The sequence below is a fragment of the Streptomyces sp. BoleA5 genome, assembly GCF_000373665.1.
In the GTDB taxonomy this organism is placed as follows: domain Bacteria; phylum Actinomycetota; class Actinomycetes; order Streptomycetales; family Streptomycetaceae; genus Actinacidiphila.
The window spans coordinates 54,527-70,565 of sequence record NZ_KB892124.1; the positions used below are offsets into that span (position 1 = coordinate 54,527).

The 16,039-nt window shown below is 72.2% G+C and carries 12 protein-coding genes; 7 read left to right on the forward strand and 5 right to left on the reverse strand.

The window, feature by feature from the left end:
• Positions 1-12: 12 nt before the first annotated feature.
• Both B085_RS0130065 and B085_RS0130070 read right to left on the reverse strand, forming a co-directional pair.
• Complete coding sequence (locus tag B085_RS0130065; protein WP_018562315.1) at positions 13-879, reverse strand: acyl-CoA thioesterase; 867 nt, start codon at positions 877-879, stop codon at positions 13-15.
• A 37-nt stretch (positions 880-916) separates the two neighbouring features.
• Entirely contained in the window at positions 917-3,430 is a 2,514-nt protein-coding gene (locus B085_RS0130070; protein WP_018562316.1) for a DEAD/DEAH box helicase, read from the reverse strand.
• A 135-nt stretch (positions 3,431-3,565) separates the two neighbouring features.
• On the opposite strand from B085_RS0130070, the gene B085_RS0130075 reads away from it, so the two are divergent.
• Positions 3,566-4,357, forward strand: a complete 792-nt coding sequence (locus tag B085_RS0130075; protein ID WP_026251590.1) for a metal-dependent hydrolase — start codon at positions 3,566-3,568, stop codon at positions 4,355-4,357.
• Positions 4,358-4,409: 52 nt separating this feature from the next.
• Here the strand turns inward: B085_RS0130075 and B085_RS0130080 are convergent, their stop codons facing one another.
• Both B085_RS0130080 and B085_RS0130085 read right to left on the reverse strand, forming a co-directional pair.
• On the reverse strand, positions 4,410-6,191 hold the full coding sequence (locus B085_RS0130080) for an ABC transporter ATP-binding protein (RefSeq protein WP_018562318.1): 1,782 nt from the start codon (positions 6,189-6,191) through the stop codon (positions 4,410-4,412).
• Positions 6,188-7,999, reverse strand: a complete 1,812-nt coding sequence (locus tag B085_RS0130085) for an ABC transporter transmembrane domain-containing protein (RefSeq protein ID WP_018562319.1) — start codon at positions 7,997-7,999, stop codon at positions 6,188-6,190. The genes B085_RS0130080 and B085_RS0130085 overlap by 4 nt, the downstream gene beginning before the upstream one ends.
• A 177-nt stretch (positions 8,000-8,176) precedes the next feature.
• On the opposite strand from B085_RS0130085, the gene B085_RS0130090 reads away from it, so the two are divergent.
• Positions 8,177-8,893: a L,D-transpeptidase family protein gene (locus B085_RS0130090; RefSeq protein WP_018562320.1), complete on the forward strand. Its 717-nt coding sequence runs from the start codon at positions 8,177-8,179 to the stop codon at positions 8,891-8,893.
• Between the two features lie 232 nt (positions 8,894-9,125).
• Positions 9,126-10,829: a carbohydrate-binding module family 20 domain-containing protein gene (locus tag B085_RS0130095; RefSeq protein ID WP_018562321.1), complete on the forward strand. Its 1,704-nt coding sequence runs from the start codon at positions 9,126-9,128 to the stop codon at positions 10,827-10,829.
• Positions 10,830-10,872: 43 nt separating this feature from the next.
• Here B085_RS0130095 and B085_RS0130100 read toward each other — a convergent pair whose 3' ends face one another.
• A complete protein-coding gene (locus B085_RS0130100) occupies positions 10,873-11,340 on the reverse strand; it encodes a MarR family winged helix-turn-helix transcriptional regulator (protein ID WP_018562322.1) in 468 nt (155 codons plus the stop codon).
• Between the two features lie 95 nt (positions 11,341-11,435).
• Here B085_RS0130100 and B085_RS0130105 point away from each other — a divergent pair, with 95 nt between their 5' ends.
• The 4 genes from B085_RS0130105 (at position 11,436) to B085_RS0130120 (ending at position 16,039) form a co-directional block, all read left to right on the forward strand.
• The gene (locus B085_RS0130105; RefSeq protein ID WP_026251591.1) at positions 11,436-13,241 is read left to right on the forward strand and encodes an ABC transporter ATP-binding protein; all 1,806 of its coding nucleotides are present in this window, start codon (positions 11,436-11,438) and stop codon (positions 13,239-13,241) included.
• A 9-nt stretch (positions 13,242-13,250) separates the two neighbouring features.
• On the forward strand, positions 13,251-13,862 hold the full coding sequence (locus tag B085_RS0130110) for a hypothetical protein (RefSeq protein WP_018562324.1): 612 nt from the start codon (positions 13,251-13,253) through the stop codon (positions 13,860-13,862).
• 102 nt (positions 13,863-13,964) lie between these two features.
• On the forward strand, positions 13,965-14,339 hold the full coding sequence (locus B085_RS0130115) for a DoxX family protein (protein ID WP_018562325.1): 375 nt from the start codon (positions 13,965-13,967) through the stop codon (positions 14,337-14,339).
• A 44-nt stretch (positions 14,340-14,383) separates the two neighbouring features.
• Complete coding sequence (locus tag B085_RS0130120; protein WP_018562326.1) at positions 14,384-16,039, forward strand: bifunctional 3'-5' exonuclease/DNA polymerase; 1,656 nt, start codon at positions 14,384-14,386, stop codon at positions 16,037-16,039.

Here is a 16,039-nt window from a genome sequence, read left to right on the forward strand (position 1 = left end):
GGGGCCCGGCGCTCAGTCGCCGTGCTTGCGGAACAGGCCCTCCTGGACCACGGAGACCAGCATCCGGCCCTCGCGGTCGTAGATGCGGCCGCGGGCCAGGCCACGCGCCCCGGTCGCGATGGGGGACTCCTGGTCGTAGAGGAACCACTCGTCGGTACGGAACGGCCGGTGGAACCACATCGCGTGGTCGAGCGAGGCCATGTCGAACCCGCGGGGCCCCCACAGCGGCTCGACGGGCACGCGCACGGCGTCCAGCAGCATCATGTCGCTGGCGTACGTGAGGGCGCAGGTGTGCACCAGAGGGTCGTCGCCGAGCGGGCCCACCGCGCGCATCCAGACCGCGCTGCGGGGCTCGGCGCCCGCCACCTCCTCGGCGGTCCAGCGCAGCCGGTCCACGTAGCGGATGTCGAACGGCTGCCGTCGCGCCATCCGCTCCAACTGCTCGGGCAGTTCGCCGAGGTGCTCGCGCAGTTCGTCGCTCAGCTTCGGCAGGCTCTCCGGGTCCGGCACCTCACGCATCGCCAGCTGGTGCTCGAACCCGGGCTCCGGCACGTGGAAGGAGGCGGTCAGGTTGAAGATCGTCCGGCCCTGCTGCACCGCGACCACGCGGCGCGTGGTGAAGGAGCGGCCGTCGCGGATCCGCTCCACCTGGTACACGATCGGGACCCCGGGGCGCCCCGGGCGCAGGAAGTACGCGTGCAGGGAGTGCACCGGACGGCTGCCGTCCGTCGTGCGCCCGGCCGCGACCAGCGCCTGGCCCGCCACCTGTCCGCCGAACACCCGCTGCAGGCGCTCCTCGGGACTCTGCCCGCGGAAGATGTCCTCCTCGATCCGCTCCAGGTCGAGGAGGTCCACCAGCCGCTCGGCGGGACTGGTCATCGGGTGCGCTCCCTCGCGCGGGTGGCCGCTCCCACGGTCACAGCGCCCCCACCGCCGTCACCTTGACCACCGCGCGGCCCTCCTCGTCGGAGGCGGTGAGGTCGATCTCGGCGGAGATACCCCAGTCGTGGTCGCCTTCCGGGTCCGCGAAGGTCTGGCGGACCTTCCACAGCCCCTCGGCCGGACGCTCCTCGATCTGCAGCAGCTTCGGGCCGCGCGCGTCGGGTCCGGTGCCCAGGTCCTCGTACTCGTCCCAGTAGGCGTCCATGGCCTCGGCCCACGCGTTCGCGTCCCAGCCGGAGGCGGCGTCCATCTCGCCGAGTTCGCCGAAGCGATCCAGCGCCGCCAGCTCCACCCGGCGGAACATGGCGTTGCGCACCAGGACCCGGAAGGCGCGGGCGTTGGCCGTGACGGGCTTGACCTGATCGGCCCGCTCCTGGGCCTCCTCAGCGGTCATCTCCCCGGGGTTGGCGAGCTGCTCCCACTCGTCCAGCAGGCTGGAGTCGACCTGGCGGACCAGCTCGCCCAGCCAGGCGATGAGGTCCTGCAGGTCCTCCGACTTCAGGTCGTCCGGGACGGTGTGCCCGAGCGCCTTGTACGCGCCCGCGAGGTAGCGCAGCACGATGCCCTCGGTCCTGGCCAGCTCGTAGTTCGAGACGAACTCGGAGAAAGTCATCGCCCGTTCGTACATGTCGCGCACGACCGACTTGGGGGACAGCGGGTGGTCGCCGACCCAGGGGTGGCTCTTGCGGTAGACGCCGTAGGCGTGCGACAGCACCTCCTCCAGCGGCTTGGGGTAGGAGACGTCCTGGAGCCGCTCCATCCGCTCCTCGTACTCGACCCCGTCGGCCTTCATCGCCGCGACGGCCTCACCGCGCGCCTTGTTCTCCTGGGCGGCGAGGATCTGCCGCGGGTCGTCGAGGGTCGACTCGATCACCGACAGCATGTCCAGCGCGTAGGAGGGGGACTCCGGGTCGAGCAGCTCGAACGCGGCCAGCGCGAAGGTGGACAGCGGCTGGTTCAGCGCGAAGTCCTGCTGCAGGTCGACCGTCAGCCGGACGATGCGCCCCTCCTCGTCGGGCTCGTCCAGCCGCTCCACGACCCCGCCCGCCAGCAGCGAGCGGTAGATCGCGATCGCCCTGCGGATGTGCCGCAGCTGGGACCGGCGGTCCTCGTGGTTGTCCTCCAGCAGCCGCCGCATCGCGTCGAAGGCGTTGCCGGGTCGGGCGATGACCGACAGCAGCATCGCGTGGGTGACCCGGAACCGGGAGGTGAGCGGCTCGGGGTCGGAGGCGATGAGCCTCTCGAAGGTGTTCTCCGTCCATGCGACGAAGCCCTCGGGCGCCTTCTTGCGCACCACCTTGCGGCGCTTCTTCGGGTCGTCGCCGGCCTTCGCGAGGGCCTTCTCGTTCTCGATCACGTGCTCCGGCGCCTGCGCCACCACGAAGCCGGAGGTGTCGAACCCGGCGCGCCCGGCACGGCCCGCGATCTGGTGGAACTCACGGGAGCGCAGCACGCGCACGCGGTTGCCGTCGTACTTGGTGAGGGCGGTGAACAGCACGGTGCGGATGGGCACGTTGACGCCGACGCCGAGGGTGTCGGTGCCGCAGATGACCTTCAGCAGTCCCGCCTGCGCCAGCTTCTCCACCAGGCGCCGGTACTTGGGCAGCATGCCGGCGTGGTGCACGCCGATGCCGTGCCGGACGAAGCGCGACAGATTGCGGCCGAACGTCGTCGTGAAGCGGAAGTTCCCGATGAGCTCCGCGATGGCGTCCTTCTCGGCGCGCGTGCACATGTTGATGCTCATCAGCGCCTGCGCCCGCTCCACGGCGGCCGCCTGCGTGAAGTGCACGATGTACACGGGAGCCTGGCGGGTCTCCAGCAGCTCGGTCAGCGTCTCGGTGAGCGGGGTCAGCCGGTACTCGTACGACAGCGGCACCGGCCGCGTCGCCGAGCGCACGACGGTCGTCGGCCGGCCGGTGCGGCGGGTGAGGTCGGTCTCGAACCGCGAGACGTCACCGAGCGTCGCGGACATCAGCAGGAACTGCGCCTGCGGCAGTTCCAGCAGCGGGATCTGCCACGCCCAGCCGCGGTCGGGCTCCGCGTAGAAGTGGAACTCGTCCATGACGACCTGGCCGATGTCGGCGTTCTTGCCGTCGCGCAGCGCTATCGACGCCAGCACCTCCGCCGTGCAGCAGATGACGGGGGCGTCCGGGTTGACCGAGGCGTCGCCGGTCAGCATGCCGACGTTCTCGGTGCCGAAGAGCTTGCACAGGTCGAAGAACTTCTCCGACACCAGGGCCTTGATCGGGGCGGTGTAGAAGGTGACCTCGTCCCGGGCCAGTGCGGCGAAGTGCGCACCGGCCGCGACCAGGCTCTTCCCCGAGCCGGTGGGGGTCGACAGGATGACGTTCGCCCCCGACACCACCTCGATCAGCGCCTCCTCCTGAGCGGGGTAGAGGGAGATGCCGCTGCCCTCCGCCCAGGAGGAGAAGGCCTCGAAGAGGGCGTCGGGATCGGGCTCGGAAGGCAGCTGATCGATGAGGGTCACACCACCATCTTGCCTGTCCCGGGGACCAGGGGAGGAACCGGCGGCGCACACGAAGATCGGCCGACGGTATGGTGTGCCGTCGACTGGGCGTCAAGTCCGCTGTCAGAGCGGGCCGAAAGGGGCGGGACACACACCATGATGGGACCGGCACATTCCATCTCCGGAGCGGCGGCATGGCTGTCCGTGGGAGCAGTCTCCGCGGGGCTCGGTCATCCGATGCCGTGGCCGACCATCGTGGTCGGCGCGCTGATCTGCGCCGGCGCGGCTCTCGCTCCCGACCTGGACCACAAGGCGGCGACGATCTCGCGGGCCTTCGGCCCCATATCGCGCGGGCTGTGCGAGATCATCGACAAGCTGTCGTTCGCCACCTACAAGAGGACCCGGAAGCCCGGCGACCCCGTGCGCCAGGGCGGGCACCGCACCCTCACCCACACATGGCTGTGGGCGGTCCTGATGGGCGCCGCGGCCTCCGGCCTGGCCCTGGTGGGCGGCCGGTGGGCGGTGCTCGTCATCCTCTTCGTGCACGCGGTACTGGCCGTCGAGGGGCTGCTGTGGCGGCAGGCCCGGGTCTCCAGCGACATCCTGGTCTGGCTGCTCGGCGCGACCAGCGCCTGGGTGCTGGCGGACGCCCTGGACAGCACCGAGAGCGGCAAGGCCTGGCTGTTCACCGAGCCCGGCCAGCACTACCTGTGGATCGGCGTCCCCATTGTGCTGGGCTCCATCGTGCACTGCATCGGCGACGCCCTGACCGTGTCCGGCTGTCCGGTGCTGTGGCCCATCCCGGTCGGGCGCAGGCGCTGGTACCCGCTCGGCCCGCCCAAGTTCATGCGCTTCCGCGCGGGCAGCAAGGTCGAGGTCAAGGTGCTGACGCCGGTGTTCTTCGTGATCGGCGGCGTGGGCGCGGCCGGGGCCCTGTTCTTCGGCTGACCGCCCCCACCGCCCCACCGCCGTCTCGTACGCGGCGCCGTGCCGGTCCGCACTATCCGTGCCAGGACCGCCACAGCGCCGCGTAGGCGCCGTCGGCCTCGACCAGCTGGTGGTGGCTGCCCAGCTCGCTGATGCGGCCGTCCTCGACGACCGCGATCAGGTCGGCGTCGTGCGCCGTGTGCAGCCGGTGCGCGATGGCCACCACGGTCCTGCCGTCCAGCACACGGGCGAGCGACCGCTCCAGATGGCGCGCCGCGCGCGGGTCCAGCAGCGAGGTGGCCTCGTCCAGCACCAGGGTGTGCGGGTCGGCGAGGACGAGCCGTGCCAGCGCCACCTGCTGCGCCTGGGCCGGGGTCAGCGCGGTGCCGCCCGAGCCGACCTCGGTACCGAGGCCGTCGTCGAGGCCCCGCGCCCACCCGTCGGCGTCGACCGCGGCGAGCGCCGCCCACAGCTCTCCGTCACCCGCTCCCGCACGGGCGAGCAGCAGGTTGTCCCGGAGCGTGCCGACGAAGACGTGGTGCTCCTGGTTGACCAGGGCCACGTGCTCACGGACCCGCTCCGCGGGCATCCGGGCCAGCTGGGCGCCGCCCAGGGTGACCTCGCCGGCCCGCGGGCTGTAGATCCCGGCCAGCAGCCGCCCCAGCGTCGACTTGCCCGCCCCGGACGGGCCGACCAGGGCCAGCCGGGTGCCCGGGCGCACCCGCAGGCTCACCCCGTGCAGAACGTCGCTGCCGGCGCGGTAGCCGAAGCGCACCTCGTCGGCGTGGACGTCGCGTCCGTCCGGTGCCACCCGCTCGTCCCCGGCGCCCTGCTCGACCTCCCGGACACCGACGAGCCGCGCCAGCGAAACCTGCGCCACCTGCAGCTCGTCGTACCAGCGCAGGATGAGGTTGATCGGGTCGACCAGCATCTGCGCGTACAGCGCGCCCGTCGTCAGCTCGCCCACCGACACCCTGCCGTGCAGCACCAGCGTGCCGCCGATCAGCAGCACCGAGGCGAGGATGAGCATGTACGTCACGTTGATCACCGGGAAGAGCACGCTGCGCAGCCACATCGTGTAGCGCTCCCACTCCACCCACTGGCGGATACGGGTGCGCGACAGCTCCTCGCGGCGGTCGCCGAGCCGGTGCGCCTCGATAGTGCGCCCGGCGTCCACGGACTCCGCGAGGACCGCTGAGACGGCGGCGTAACCGGCCGCTTCGGAGCGGTAGCCCTGAGGGGCCCGCCGGAAGTACCAGCGGCAGCCCGCGAGGAGCACCGGCACGGCCACCAGCACCGCCAGCGCCAGCGGCGGCGAGGTGGCCGTCAGCGCGCCGAGCAGCAGACCGCTCCACACCACGGCGATCGCCAGCTGCGGCACGGCCTCCCGCATCGCGTTCGAGAGCCGGTCGATGTCCGTGGTGATACGGGACAGCAGGTCGCCCGTGCCCGCCCGCTCCAGGACACCGGGCGGCAGCCCCACGGACCGTACGAGGAAGTCCTCGCGGAGGTCCGCCAGCATCCGCTCGCCCAGGACCGCGCCGCGCAGCCGCACCTCCCGGACGAACACCGTCTGCACGGCGAGCGCCACGGCGAACAGCGCCATGGTGCGTCCGAGGTGAAGGTCGCGGCGGCCCGCCGCCAGGTCCTCGACGAGCCCGCCCAGCAGGTAGGGGCCGGCCATCGAGGCGACGACGGCGACGGTGTTCACCGACACGAGCAGCGCGAAGGCGCCCTTGTGCCGCCGGGCCAGCTCGCCGACGTAAGCGCGCACGGTGGCGGGCGAGCCCACCGGCAGGGTCGTCACGTGCCGTGGCGCGGCCGGGTCGTACTCCGGCGGTTCCACGCCGATCATGCGGTCTCCTCGGCTTTCTCGAGTCGTGCGGATTGCTCGGGTCCCTCGGTTTCGTTCTCGGTCTCGCGGGTGACGACGGCGCGGTAGCCGAGGTCGGCGCGGAGCAGTTCGCGGTGCGTGCCGGACGCGCGCACCGCGCCGTCCTCCACGAACACCACCCGGTCCGCACGGTCCAGCAGCAGCGGGCTGGAGGTGAGGACCACCGTCGTCCGGCCGGCGCGCAGCGCCCTGAGGCCCTGGGCGATCCGGGCCTCGGTGTGCGCGTCGACGGCGCTGGTCGGCTCGTCCAGCACCAGGACCTCCGGATCGGTGACGAGCGACCGGGCCAGCGCCAGCCGCTGCCTTTGGCCGCCCGACAAGGACCGTCCGCGCTTGGTGATCGGGGACCGCATCGGGTCCCCGGAGTCGTCCGCCGAGGCCTGCGCCAGCGCGTCGAGCACATCGCCGCACTGCGCCGCCGCGAGCGCCTCGGCCGGGGTGACGTGGCCGGAGGCGGGCACGTCCAGCAGTTCGGTCAGCGTGCCGGAGAGCAGCACCGGGTCCTTGTCCTGGACCAGCACGGTGGCGCGGGCCGCCATCAGGGGAAGGCCGTCCAGCGCCGTCCCGCCGAGCAGCACCGAGGGGGCGTCCCCGGCCCGGGTGGGACTGTGCCCGCCCAGCCGGTCGGCGAGGGCGCCCGCCGCGTCCGGGTCCCCGCAGACCACGGCGGTCAGTTCGCCGGCCGTGGCGAGCAGCCCCGTCACCGGGTCGTGGAGGTCGCCCGCCGGCAGCGGGTCCGCGGGCGTCCACGTACCGCGGTGGTCCCCCGCGCTGTCCCGCCGCAGTGCCAGCACTGCGGCGGCGCGCTGCGCGGAGGGCCGCGAGAAGGAGTACGCCATCGCGATCTCCTCGAAGCCGCGCAGCGGGAACAGCAGGAAGACCACCGTCCCGTAGACGGTGACCAGTTCGCCCACCGCGATCCGTCCGTCCAGCGCCAGCCGTGCGCCGTACCAGGTCACCGCGAGCAGCAGCAGACCGGGCAGTGCCACTTGGACGGCGCTGATCAGCGCCCACATCCGCGCGTTGCGGACGGCGGCGCCCCGGACCTCCTGGGAGGCCTGCCGGTAGCGGGACAGGAACAGTTCCTCGCCGCCGATGCCGCGCAGGACGCGCAGTCCGGCCACGGTGTCGGAGGCGAGTTCGGTGGCCTTGCCCGCCTTGGCACGCTGCTCGTCGGCCCGCCGTGTCGCGCGGGGCAGCAACGGCAGCACCGACAGGGCCAGCACGGGGACGCCCACGGCGACGATCAGCCCCAGTTCGGGCCGGTAGACGAGCAGGGCGACGGTGACGCCGACGGTCGCCAGCAGCGAGCAGGCGAAGCGGGCCAGCGCCTCGACGAACCAGCCGATCTTCTCGACGTCGCCGGTGCTCACCGCGACGACCTCGCCCGCCGCGACCCGACGGGTGAGCAGCGAGCCCAGTTCCACGGTCTTGCGCGACAAAAGGAGCTGCACCCTGGCGGCCGCGGCGATCCAGTTGGTGACGGCGGTGCGGTGCAGCATGGTGTCGCCGACGGCGGTCACCACGCCCAGGGCGAGGATCAGGCCGCCCGCGAACGCGAGGCGTCCGCCGGAGCCGTCGACGACGGCCTGCACGGCGATGCCGACCGCGGCCGGGAAGCAGGCCACGGCCGCCATGTGGAGGGTGCCCCACAACGCGGCCTTGACCTGGCCCCGGATCTGGCGCTGTTCCAGCCAGAGCAGGAAACGGAAGCCGGACCGGGTGTCGGGGACACCCGGATCGGCATGGGGGAGAGCGCGTAGCGACATGACGTCCCGACATCGGTGCTGAGGGGTGGGAGCAGACGTGCCAGCGTCGCGTCACCGACGTGACGAATTCAACCCGTTTTTTCCCGCCGCGGGTGGAACGGGCCACGGTCGGCATCCGTCCTCGACCAGGGGTGCGAGGATGGAGCGCGACGGCACGAAAGTGGGGCGGTTCGAGTGATGCGTGGGGCGGGGACGGTGGTCGTCGCGGCGGCGCTGATGCTGCTCGCCGGCTGTGCCGGGGGCACCGACGAGCACCGGGACACGACGCGGCATACCGTACGGCAGCCGCCGCACGCGACCCAGGCGGCCGCCACGCAGGGGATCCCGGATGTCGGTTCCGCGCTTCGGTCGCGCATCCCGGCCGACTCCCGTCAGGTCGTGGCGGTGTACGGGGACGATGCGCGTTCGGCGGACTCGACCATCGTGCTGTACACCCGGCAGGGCGACCTGTGGAAGCGTGAGCGCTCCTGGTCCGGGCACAACGGCAAGCGCGGCTGGACGACCGACCACCATGAGGGCGACAGGAAGAGTCCGGTGGGCGTGTTCACGCTGTCCGACGCGGGCGGCGTTCTGGCCGAACCGGATTCCCGGCTCCCGTACCACCGCTCCTCCGCCTTCACCGCGCCGCGGTCGTGGTCCCGTTCGCACTGGCACGACTTCGACCTGGTCATCGCCATCGACTACAACCGGGTCAAGGGAACGTCCCCGCTCGATCCGACCCGGCCCGAGGGCCAGTCCAAGGGCGGCGGGATCTGGCTGCACATGGACCACGGCAGCGGCACGTCGGCCTGCGTCAGCCAGTCCAAGGCCGACATGGAGTACCTGCTGCGCACGCTCGACCCGGCGCTGCACCCGGTCGTGGTGATGGGGGACCGGGCGCACCTGAAGGCCTGACGGCCGATCAGGAGGCGGGACGACGGGGCTTGCAGGGTCGCTGCAAGAGTGGAGCGGGCCTTTTCCGCAAGAGGTTGAAAGTTTTTCCACGCGACGTATTGACGCTACCCCTCCGTGGGACCAGTCTCCTACCCGGAGTTCCCACGGGCGGGAACTCCGCCCCCACACTCGATGGCCCGGCGCGTGGCTGTCTTCGGGGCACCTTTGTGCCCGAACACGAAGGAGCCGCACCATGAGATCGCGTTTTCTGCGCGCGGGTCTGGCCGCACTGCTCGGCACGGCCGGGCTCGTCGGCGTCTCGCAGCAGCCGGCCGATGCAGCACCGCCCGGGAGCAAGGACGTCACCGCCACCCTCTTCGAGTGGAAGTTCGCCTCGGTCGCCAAGGAGTGCACCAGCACGCTCGGCCCGGCCGGGTACGGCTACGTCGAGGTGTCGCCGCCCCAGGAGCACGTCCAGGGCGCGCAGTGGTGGACCTCCTACCAGCCCGTCAGCTACCGCATAGCGGGCCGGCTGGGCGACAGCACGGCGTTCAGGAACATGGTCGACACCTGTCACGCCGCCGGGGTGAAGGTCGTCGCCGACGCCGTCGTCAACCACATGAGTGCCGGCTCCGGCACCGGCACCGGCGGCACGTCGTACAGCAAGTACAACTACCCGGGTTACTACCAGAACCAGGACTTCCACTCCTGCCGGACGAACATCTCCGACTACACCAACCGCGACAACGTCCAGAACTGCGAACTCGTCGGGCTCTCGGACCTGAACACCGGCAGCGACTACGTGCGCTCGACGATCGCGGCGTACATGAACAACCTCATCGCGCTGGGGGTCGACGGATTCCGCATCGACGCCGCCAAGCACATCGCGGCCTCGGACCTCGCGGCCGTCAAGGCCAAGCTCACCAACCCCTCGGTCTTCTGGGCGCAGGAGGTGATCTACGGCTCCGGAGAGGCCGTGCAGCCCGGCGAGTACACCGGCACCGGTGACGTCGACGCCTTCCAGGGCGCGTACGACCTGAAGCGGATCTTCACCAGCGAGAAGCTCGCCCACCTCGGCAACTGGGGCGCCTCATGGGGCGCCGGCTACCTTTCGAGCGGCAGCTCCCGCACCTTCGTCGACAACTGGGACACCGAGCGCAACGGCTCGACCCTCAACTACAAGGCGGGCGCGACCTACACCCTGGCCAACGTCTACATGCTGGCCTGGCCCTACGGCTCGCCGAACGTCTACTCCGGCTACGAGTTCTCCGACAACGACGCGGGCCCGCCCAACGGCGGCACCGTCAACGCCTGCTACAGCGACGGCTGGAAGTGCCAGCACGCCTGGCCGCAGATCGCGGGGATGGTCGGGTTCCGCAACGCCGTGGCCGGCACCGCGGTGACCAACTGGTGGTCCAACGGCAACAACGCCATCGCCTTCGGGCGCGGCAGCAAGGGCTACGTCGCGATCAACCACGAGAGCGGCCCGCTGACGCAGACCTTCGCCACCTCGCTGCCCGCCGGCACCTATTGCGACGTGCAGCACAGCGGCGCCACCTACACCGTCGGCTCGGACGGCAGGTTCACCGCCACCATCGGTGCCCACGACGCGGTCGCGCTCCACGCCGGTGCCCTGTGCGGCACCGGAGGCGGCACCTCTCCCGCGAGCGGCGCGTCCTTCTCGGCCAACGCCACCACGGTGTGGGGCCAGAACGTCTACGTCGTCGGCGGCAACGCCGCGCTCGGCAACTGGAACACCGGCAGCGCCCTGCCGATGTCCTCTGCGGCCTACCCGGTGTGGAAGCTCGACGTCTCCATGGGCGCGGGCACGTCCTTCGAGTACAAGTACATCAAGAAGGACAGCAACGGGAACGTCACCTGGGAGTCGGGCGCCAACCGTACGGCGACCGTCCCCGCGAGCGGCAAGGTGACGCTGAGCGACACCTGGCGCGCCTGACGCCCCGGCGCGTTTTGACGCGCCGGCTCAGGTCCTCCGGCCCTCAGCAGCGACCTGGCGCGGTGTCCAGGGCGGCGAGCAACGCCGTCAGGGCATCGCGCTGGTCCGTGTCCAGGGGGGCGAGCAGTTCCTCGGCCGCCGCCCGGCGGGCCCCGCGCAGGCGCCGCACGGCGTCGTCGCCGTCCTCGGTCAGCTCGATGCGCACCACCCTGCGGTTGGCCGGGTCGGGCGCCCTGCGGACGAGCCCCCGCTCCTCCAGGGCGTCGGTCAGGCTCGTCACCGCGCGCGGCACGACGTCCAGTCGTTCCGCGAGGTCGGCCATCCGGGGCGCGGGTCCGCTCTTGAGGATGTGCGCGACCGTGCGCAGCATGCGCGCCTGGGCCGGCGTGACGCCCACCGGCTCCAGGTGCCGCCGCTGTGCGCGGTGCAGGCGCCGGGTCAGCCACAGCAACTGGTCGGCGAGGCGTCCGGTGGTCTCGTCGGTGTCCGCGGCGAAGGTGCGGGATTCCATGGTCAGAGGGTATCAGGATGCACTTCATTGTGAGTATAGGTAACAATGAACTACACTCTCAACGTCCCGCCCCGCCCGGACCTTTCGGAGGCCCTTTGCACCCCGATGCAACCTCGCGGTGGACCCCGCCGCCCAAGGACCCCGCCCGACCAACCGACCTACGCCGCGTCGTGCGGCTCTTCCGCCCCTACCGCGCCCGCCTCGCCCTCGTCGGGCTCCTCGTCGGCGCCGCCTCGCTCGTCTCGGTCGCCTCGCCCTTCATGCTGCGCGAGATCCTCGACACCGCGATCCCGCAGGGCCGTACCGGGCTGCTGAGTCTGCTCGCCCTCGGCATGATCGCCACCGCGGTCCTGAACAGCGTCTTCGGAGTCCTGCAGACCCTGATCTCCACCACGGTGGGCCAGCGCGTCATGCACGACCTGCGCACCGCCGTCTACGAGCGGCTGCAGCGCATGTCGCTCGCCTTCTTCACCCGGACCCGCACCGGAGAGGTGCAGTCCCGCATAGCCAACGACATCGGCGGCATGCAGGCCACCGTCACCTCCACCGCGACCTCGCTGGTCTCCAACCTCACCAGCGTCGTGGCCACCGTCGTCGCGATGATCGCCTTGGACTGGCGGCTGACCATCGCCTCCCTGCTGCTGCTCCCGGTCTTCGTGTGGATCAGCCGCCGGGTCGGCACCGAACGCAAGAAGATCACCACCCAGCGCCAGAAGCAGATGGCGGCGATGTCCGCCATCGTCACAGAGTCGCTCTCGGTCAGCGGCATCCTCCTCGGCCGCACCATGGGACGCGCCGAATCCCTCACGCGCTCCTTCGCCGACGAGTCCGACCGGCTGGTCGATCTCGAGGTGCGCTCCAACATGGCCGGCCGCTGGCGGATGTCCACCATCGGCGTGGTCATGGCCGCCATGCCCGCGCTCATCTACTGGGTCGCCGGCTTCGCCGTCCACGGAGCGGGCGGCACCGTGTCCATCGGCACGCTCGTGGCCTTCGTCTCGCTCCAGCAGGGACTGTTCCGGCCCACTGTCAGCCTGCTGTCGACCGGTGTCCAGATGCAGACCTCGCTCGCGCTCTTCCAGCGCATCTTCGAGTACCTCGACCTGCCCGTCGACATCACCGAGAAGGACGACCCCGTACACCTGCCGCGGGTGCGCGGCGACATCCGTTTCGAAGGCGTCGGCTTCTCCTACGACCCGGCCTCGACCGGGCGCACCCTCGACGGCATCGACCTGACGGTCCCGGCCGGCGGCAGCCTGGCCGTCGTCGGCGCGACCGGCTCCGGCAAGAGCACCCTGAGCTACCTCGTGCCCCGGCTGTACGACGTCACAGAGGGGCGCGTCACCCTCGATGGCCACGACGTGCGCGACCTGGCCTTCGACACGCTCGCCGCGTCGGTCGGCGTCGTCTCCCAGGAGACGTACCTCTTCCACGCCTCGGTCGCCGAGAACCTGCGCTTCGCCAAGCCCGACGCCACCGACGAGGAGGTCGTCGCCGCCGCGCGCGCCGCGCAGATCCACGACCACATCGCGGGCCTGCCCGACGGCTACGACACCGTGGTCGGCGAGCGCGGCTACCGCTTCTCGGGCGGCGAGAAGCAGCGACTGGCGATCGCGCGGACGATCCTGCGGGACCCCCCGGTCCTCATCCTCGACGAGGCCACCAGCGCGCTGGACACCCGTACCGAGCACGCCGTCCAGGACGCCATCGACGGCCTCTCCGCGGGCCGCACGACCATCACCATCGCCCACCGGCTGTCCACCGTCCGCGACGCCGACCAGATCGTCGTCCTCGACCACGGCCGGATCGTGGAACGTGGCAGCCACGAGGAACTGCTCGCCCTGGACGGCCGCTACGCCGCCCTGGTCCGCCGTGACGCCCAACTCGTCCGTACGGCATGATCCTCGGCCATGGGACCCATCGCGGGGGCGGAACTCCCCGGCTACCGGCAGATCGAGGCGGACGTCTGGACCAACGACCACGGCGACCTCGTCAGCCTGCACTGGTTCGACGTGCCGCCGGACATCCCCGCGCCCCTGGACGACCTGCCACGCCTGCGGCACGCCCTGGCCCACTACACGGCCGGGGCGGGCGGCGGCCTCATCGAGGCCGACGTCCTGCACCTGGGGACGGTGCCGACGCTGCGGCAGGTCATCAAGGTCCCCCTGCCGGACCGCCCCACCGGCCAGGCGTTCCTGGGCAGCTACACCCTTCCCCGCGCCTCCTGCAGCGCCGTCGTGAAGGTGCAGGCCCTGGAGCAGGGCACCACCGGCGCCCGGGAGGCGAAGGTGCTCATCGAACTAGGCCCCGAGCGCTATTTCATGCCCCATCCGTACGCCGCCGACCTGCGGCAGGGTCTGCCCTTCCACTGGGGCGACGCCCCCCACTACGACGCGCACTTCCCGGAGCACCCGCTCACCCGGATCCGGGACACGCTCGCCCAGCTCGCCGTGTCGCTCCGGGTCGCCCCGGAGTTCGCGGCGCTGCCGCCCTTCGCGGGACCGACCTTCGGCACGGCGTGAGCCGGGTGAGCAAGCGCACACCCGGGCCCGGGCGATCGCCCGCCCCGCGCGGGACACCGGCGCTAACCTGAGCGGCGCCGCGCCGACCGCAGGAGGCAACCGATGGCCGCGTCCGACCGCTCCGCCCTGCTGCTGGCCAGGCTGCTCGCCACCACGGGCACCGCGCACTTCGTGGCGCCCCGGCCCTTCGACGCGATCGTCCCGCGCGTCCTGCCCGGCGAGCCCCGCACCTGGACCTACGTCAGCGGCGCGGTGGAGCTGGCGCTCGCCGCGGGCATCGCCCTGCCCCGTACCCGCCGGGCGAGCGCCCTGCTGGCTGCCGGCTTCTTCACCGCCGTGCTCCCCGCCAACGTGAAAATGGCCCGCGACTGGCGCGAGCGGCCCGCACCCCTGCGAAAGGCGGCCTACGCCCGGCTGCCGCTGCAGGCGCCACTCGTGCTGTGGGCCCTGAAGGTGAGCCGCGACAACCGCCCCTGACCGGCCCGCGGGGCGTTGTCGGTGCCTCGTTCTACTCTCGGACGGTGACCTCGTCCAGGAGCCTGTCCGTCGCCGTCGTCGCCGATCCCCTGGGGACCGGCGGGCGGCTGCAGGCGCTGCGCGAGGACGGCACCGCCGACGGGCCCCCGCAGGCCGTCGGCGACCTCGCGGCGGCCGTCGCCGAGCGCGAGGCCCGGCAGGCGCCCCGCTGGGTGTGGGCGGCGACCGACGAGATCTATCCGCCTTTGCTGGAACGGGTCCCGGTACGTCCGGCACGCTGCCACGACCTCAAGCTCGTCGAGGCACTGCTGCTGGGGTCCGAGGAACGCTGGGGCCTGCCCCGTTCGCTGGGCGCCGCCTGGGCCCGGCCGCGCGGGCTCCCCGTGCCGGAGGACGCGCGTGAAGGCGGCCCCGACGACCAGCCGGTGCTCTTCGCCGCCGACCGCCACCATCTGCCGACGGGCACCGACCCGCTTGAGGCTGTGGTCGCCGTCCACGCCGACCAGCAGCGTCGCATCGCCCTGTCCGAACATCCCGACCGGCTGCGCCTGCTGTGCGCCGCCGAGTCCGCCGGCGCCCTGGCCGCCGCCGAGATGACCTGGGACGGCCTGCCCTGGAGCGCCGCCGCCCACGACGCGGTGCTCATCGGGCTGCTGGGCCCCCGTCCGGCGGGCGGCATCCGCCCCAAGGTGCTCTCGGAGCTGGCCACCGGCATCCAGGAGGCCCTGGGCCGCCCGGTCAACCCCGACTCGCCCGCCCAGCTCCTGCCGGCCTTCGAGCGCGTGGGTGTGAAGATCGACTCCACCCGCTCCCATGTGCTGCGGGAGGTCGGGCACCCGGCCGCGGCGCTGCTGCTGCGCTACAAGGAGCTCTCCCGCATCCACAGCGCCCACGGCTGGGCCTGGCGCGAACAGTGGGCTCCCACCGGGCGGTTCCACCCCGAATACGTCGTCGGCGGTGTCGTCTCCGGCCGCTGGGCCACCCGCGGCGGCGGCGCCCTGCAGATCCCCCGGCAGATCCGCGCCGCCGTGGTCGCGGACCCCGGGCACCGGCTGGTCGTCGCCGACGCGGGCCAGCTGGAACCCCGCGTCCTCGCCGCCCTCTCCGGTGATCCCGGGCTGATGGCGGCCGCCGCCGAGGGCGACCTCTACGCCGCCCTCGCGCGCACCGCGTTCGGCGGCGACCGCGCCCGGGCCAAACTCGGTCTGCTGGGTGCCATGTACGGCCAGACCAGCGGGGAGGTGGGGCCGCTGCTCGAGGTGCTGCGCCGCCGTTTCCCGGCCGCCATGCGCCTGGTGGAGTCCGCCGCCCGCACCGGGGAGGGCGGCGGCGTCGTCCGGTCCCACCTCGGGCGTACCTCACCGGCCCCGTCCGCCGAGCGGCAGGACCTCACCGACGCCCAGGCCCGCTCCTGGGGGCGCTTCACCCGCAACTTCGTCATCCAGGCCACGGCCGCCGAATGGGCGCTGGCGGTGCTGGCCTCGCTGCGCCGCCGCCTGGCGGCGCTCGGCGGAGGGCCGCGTCTGGTGTTCTTCCTGCATGACGAGGTCATCGTGCACACACCCCGGGAGCTTGCCCCCGAGGTGGAGCGCGCCGTCGCCGAGTCCGCGGAGGAGGCCCGGCGCCTGCTCTTCGGCCCGACGCCGGTGCCCTTCCCGCTGCAGACCCATGTCGTCGAGTGCTACGCGGACGCCAAATGA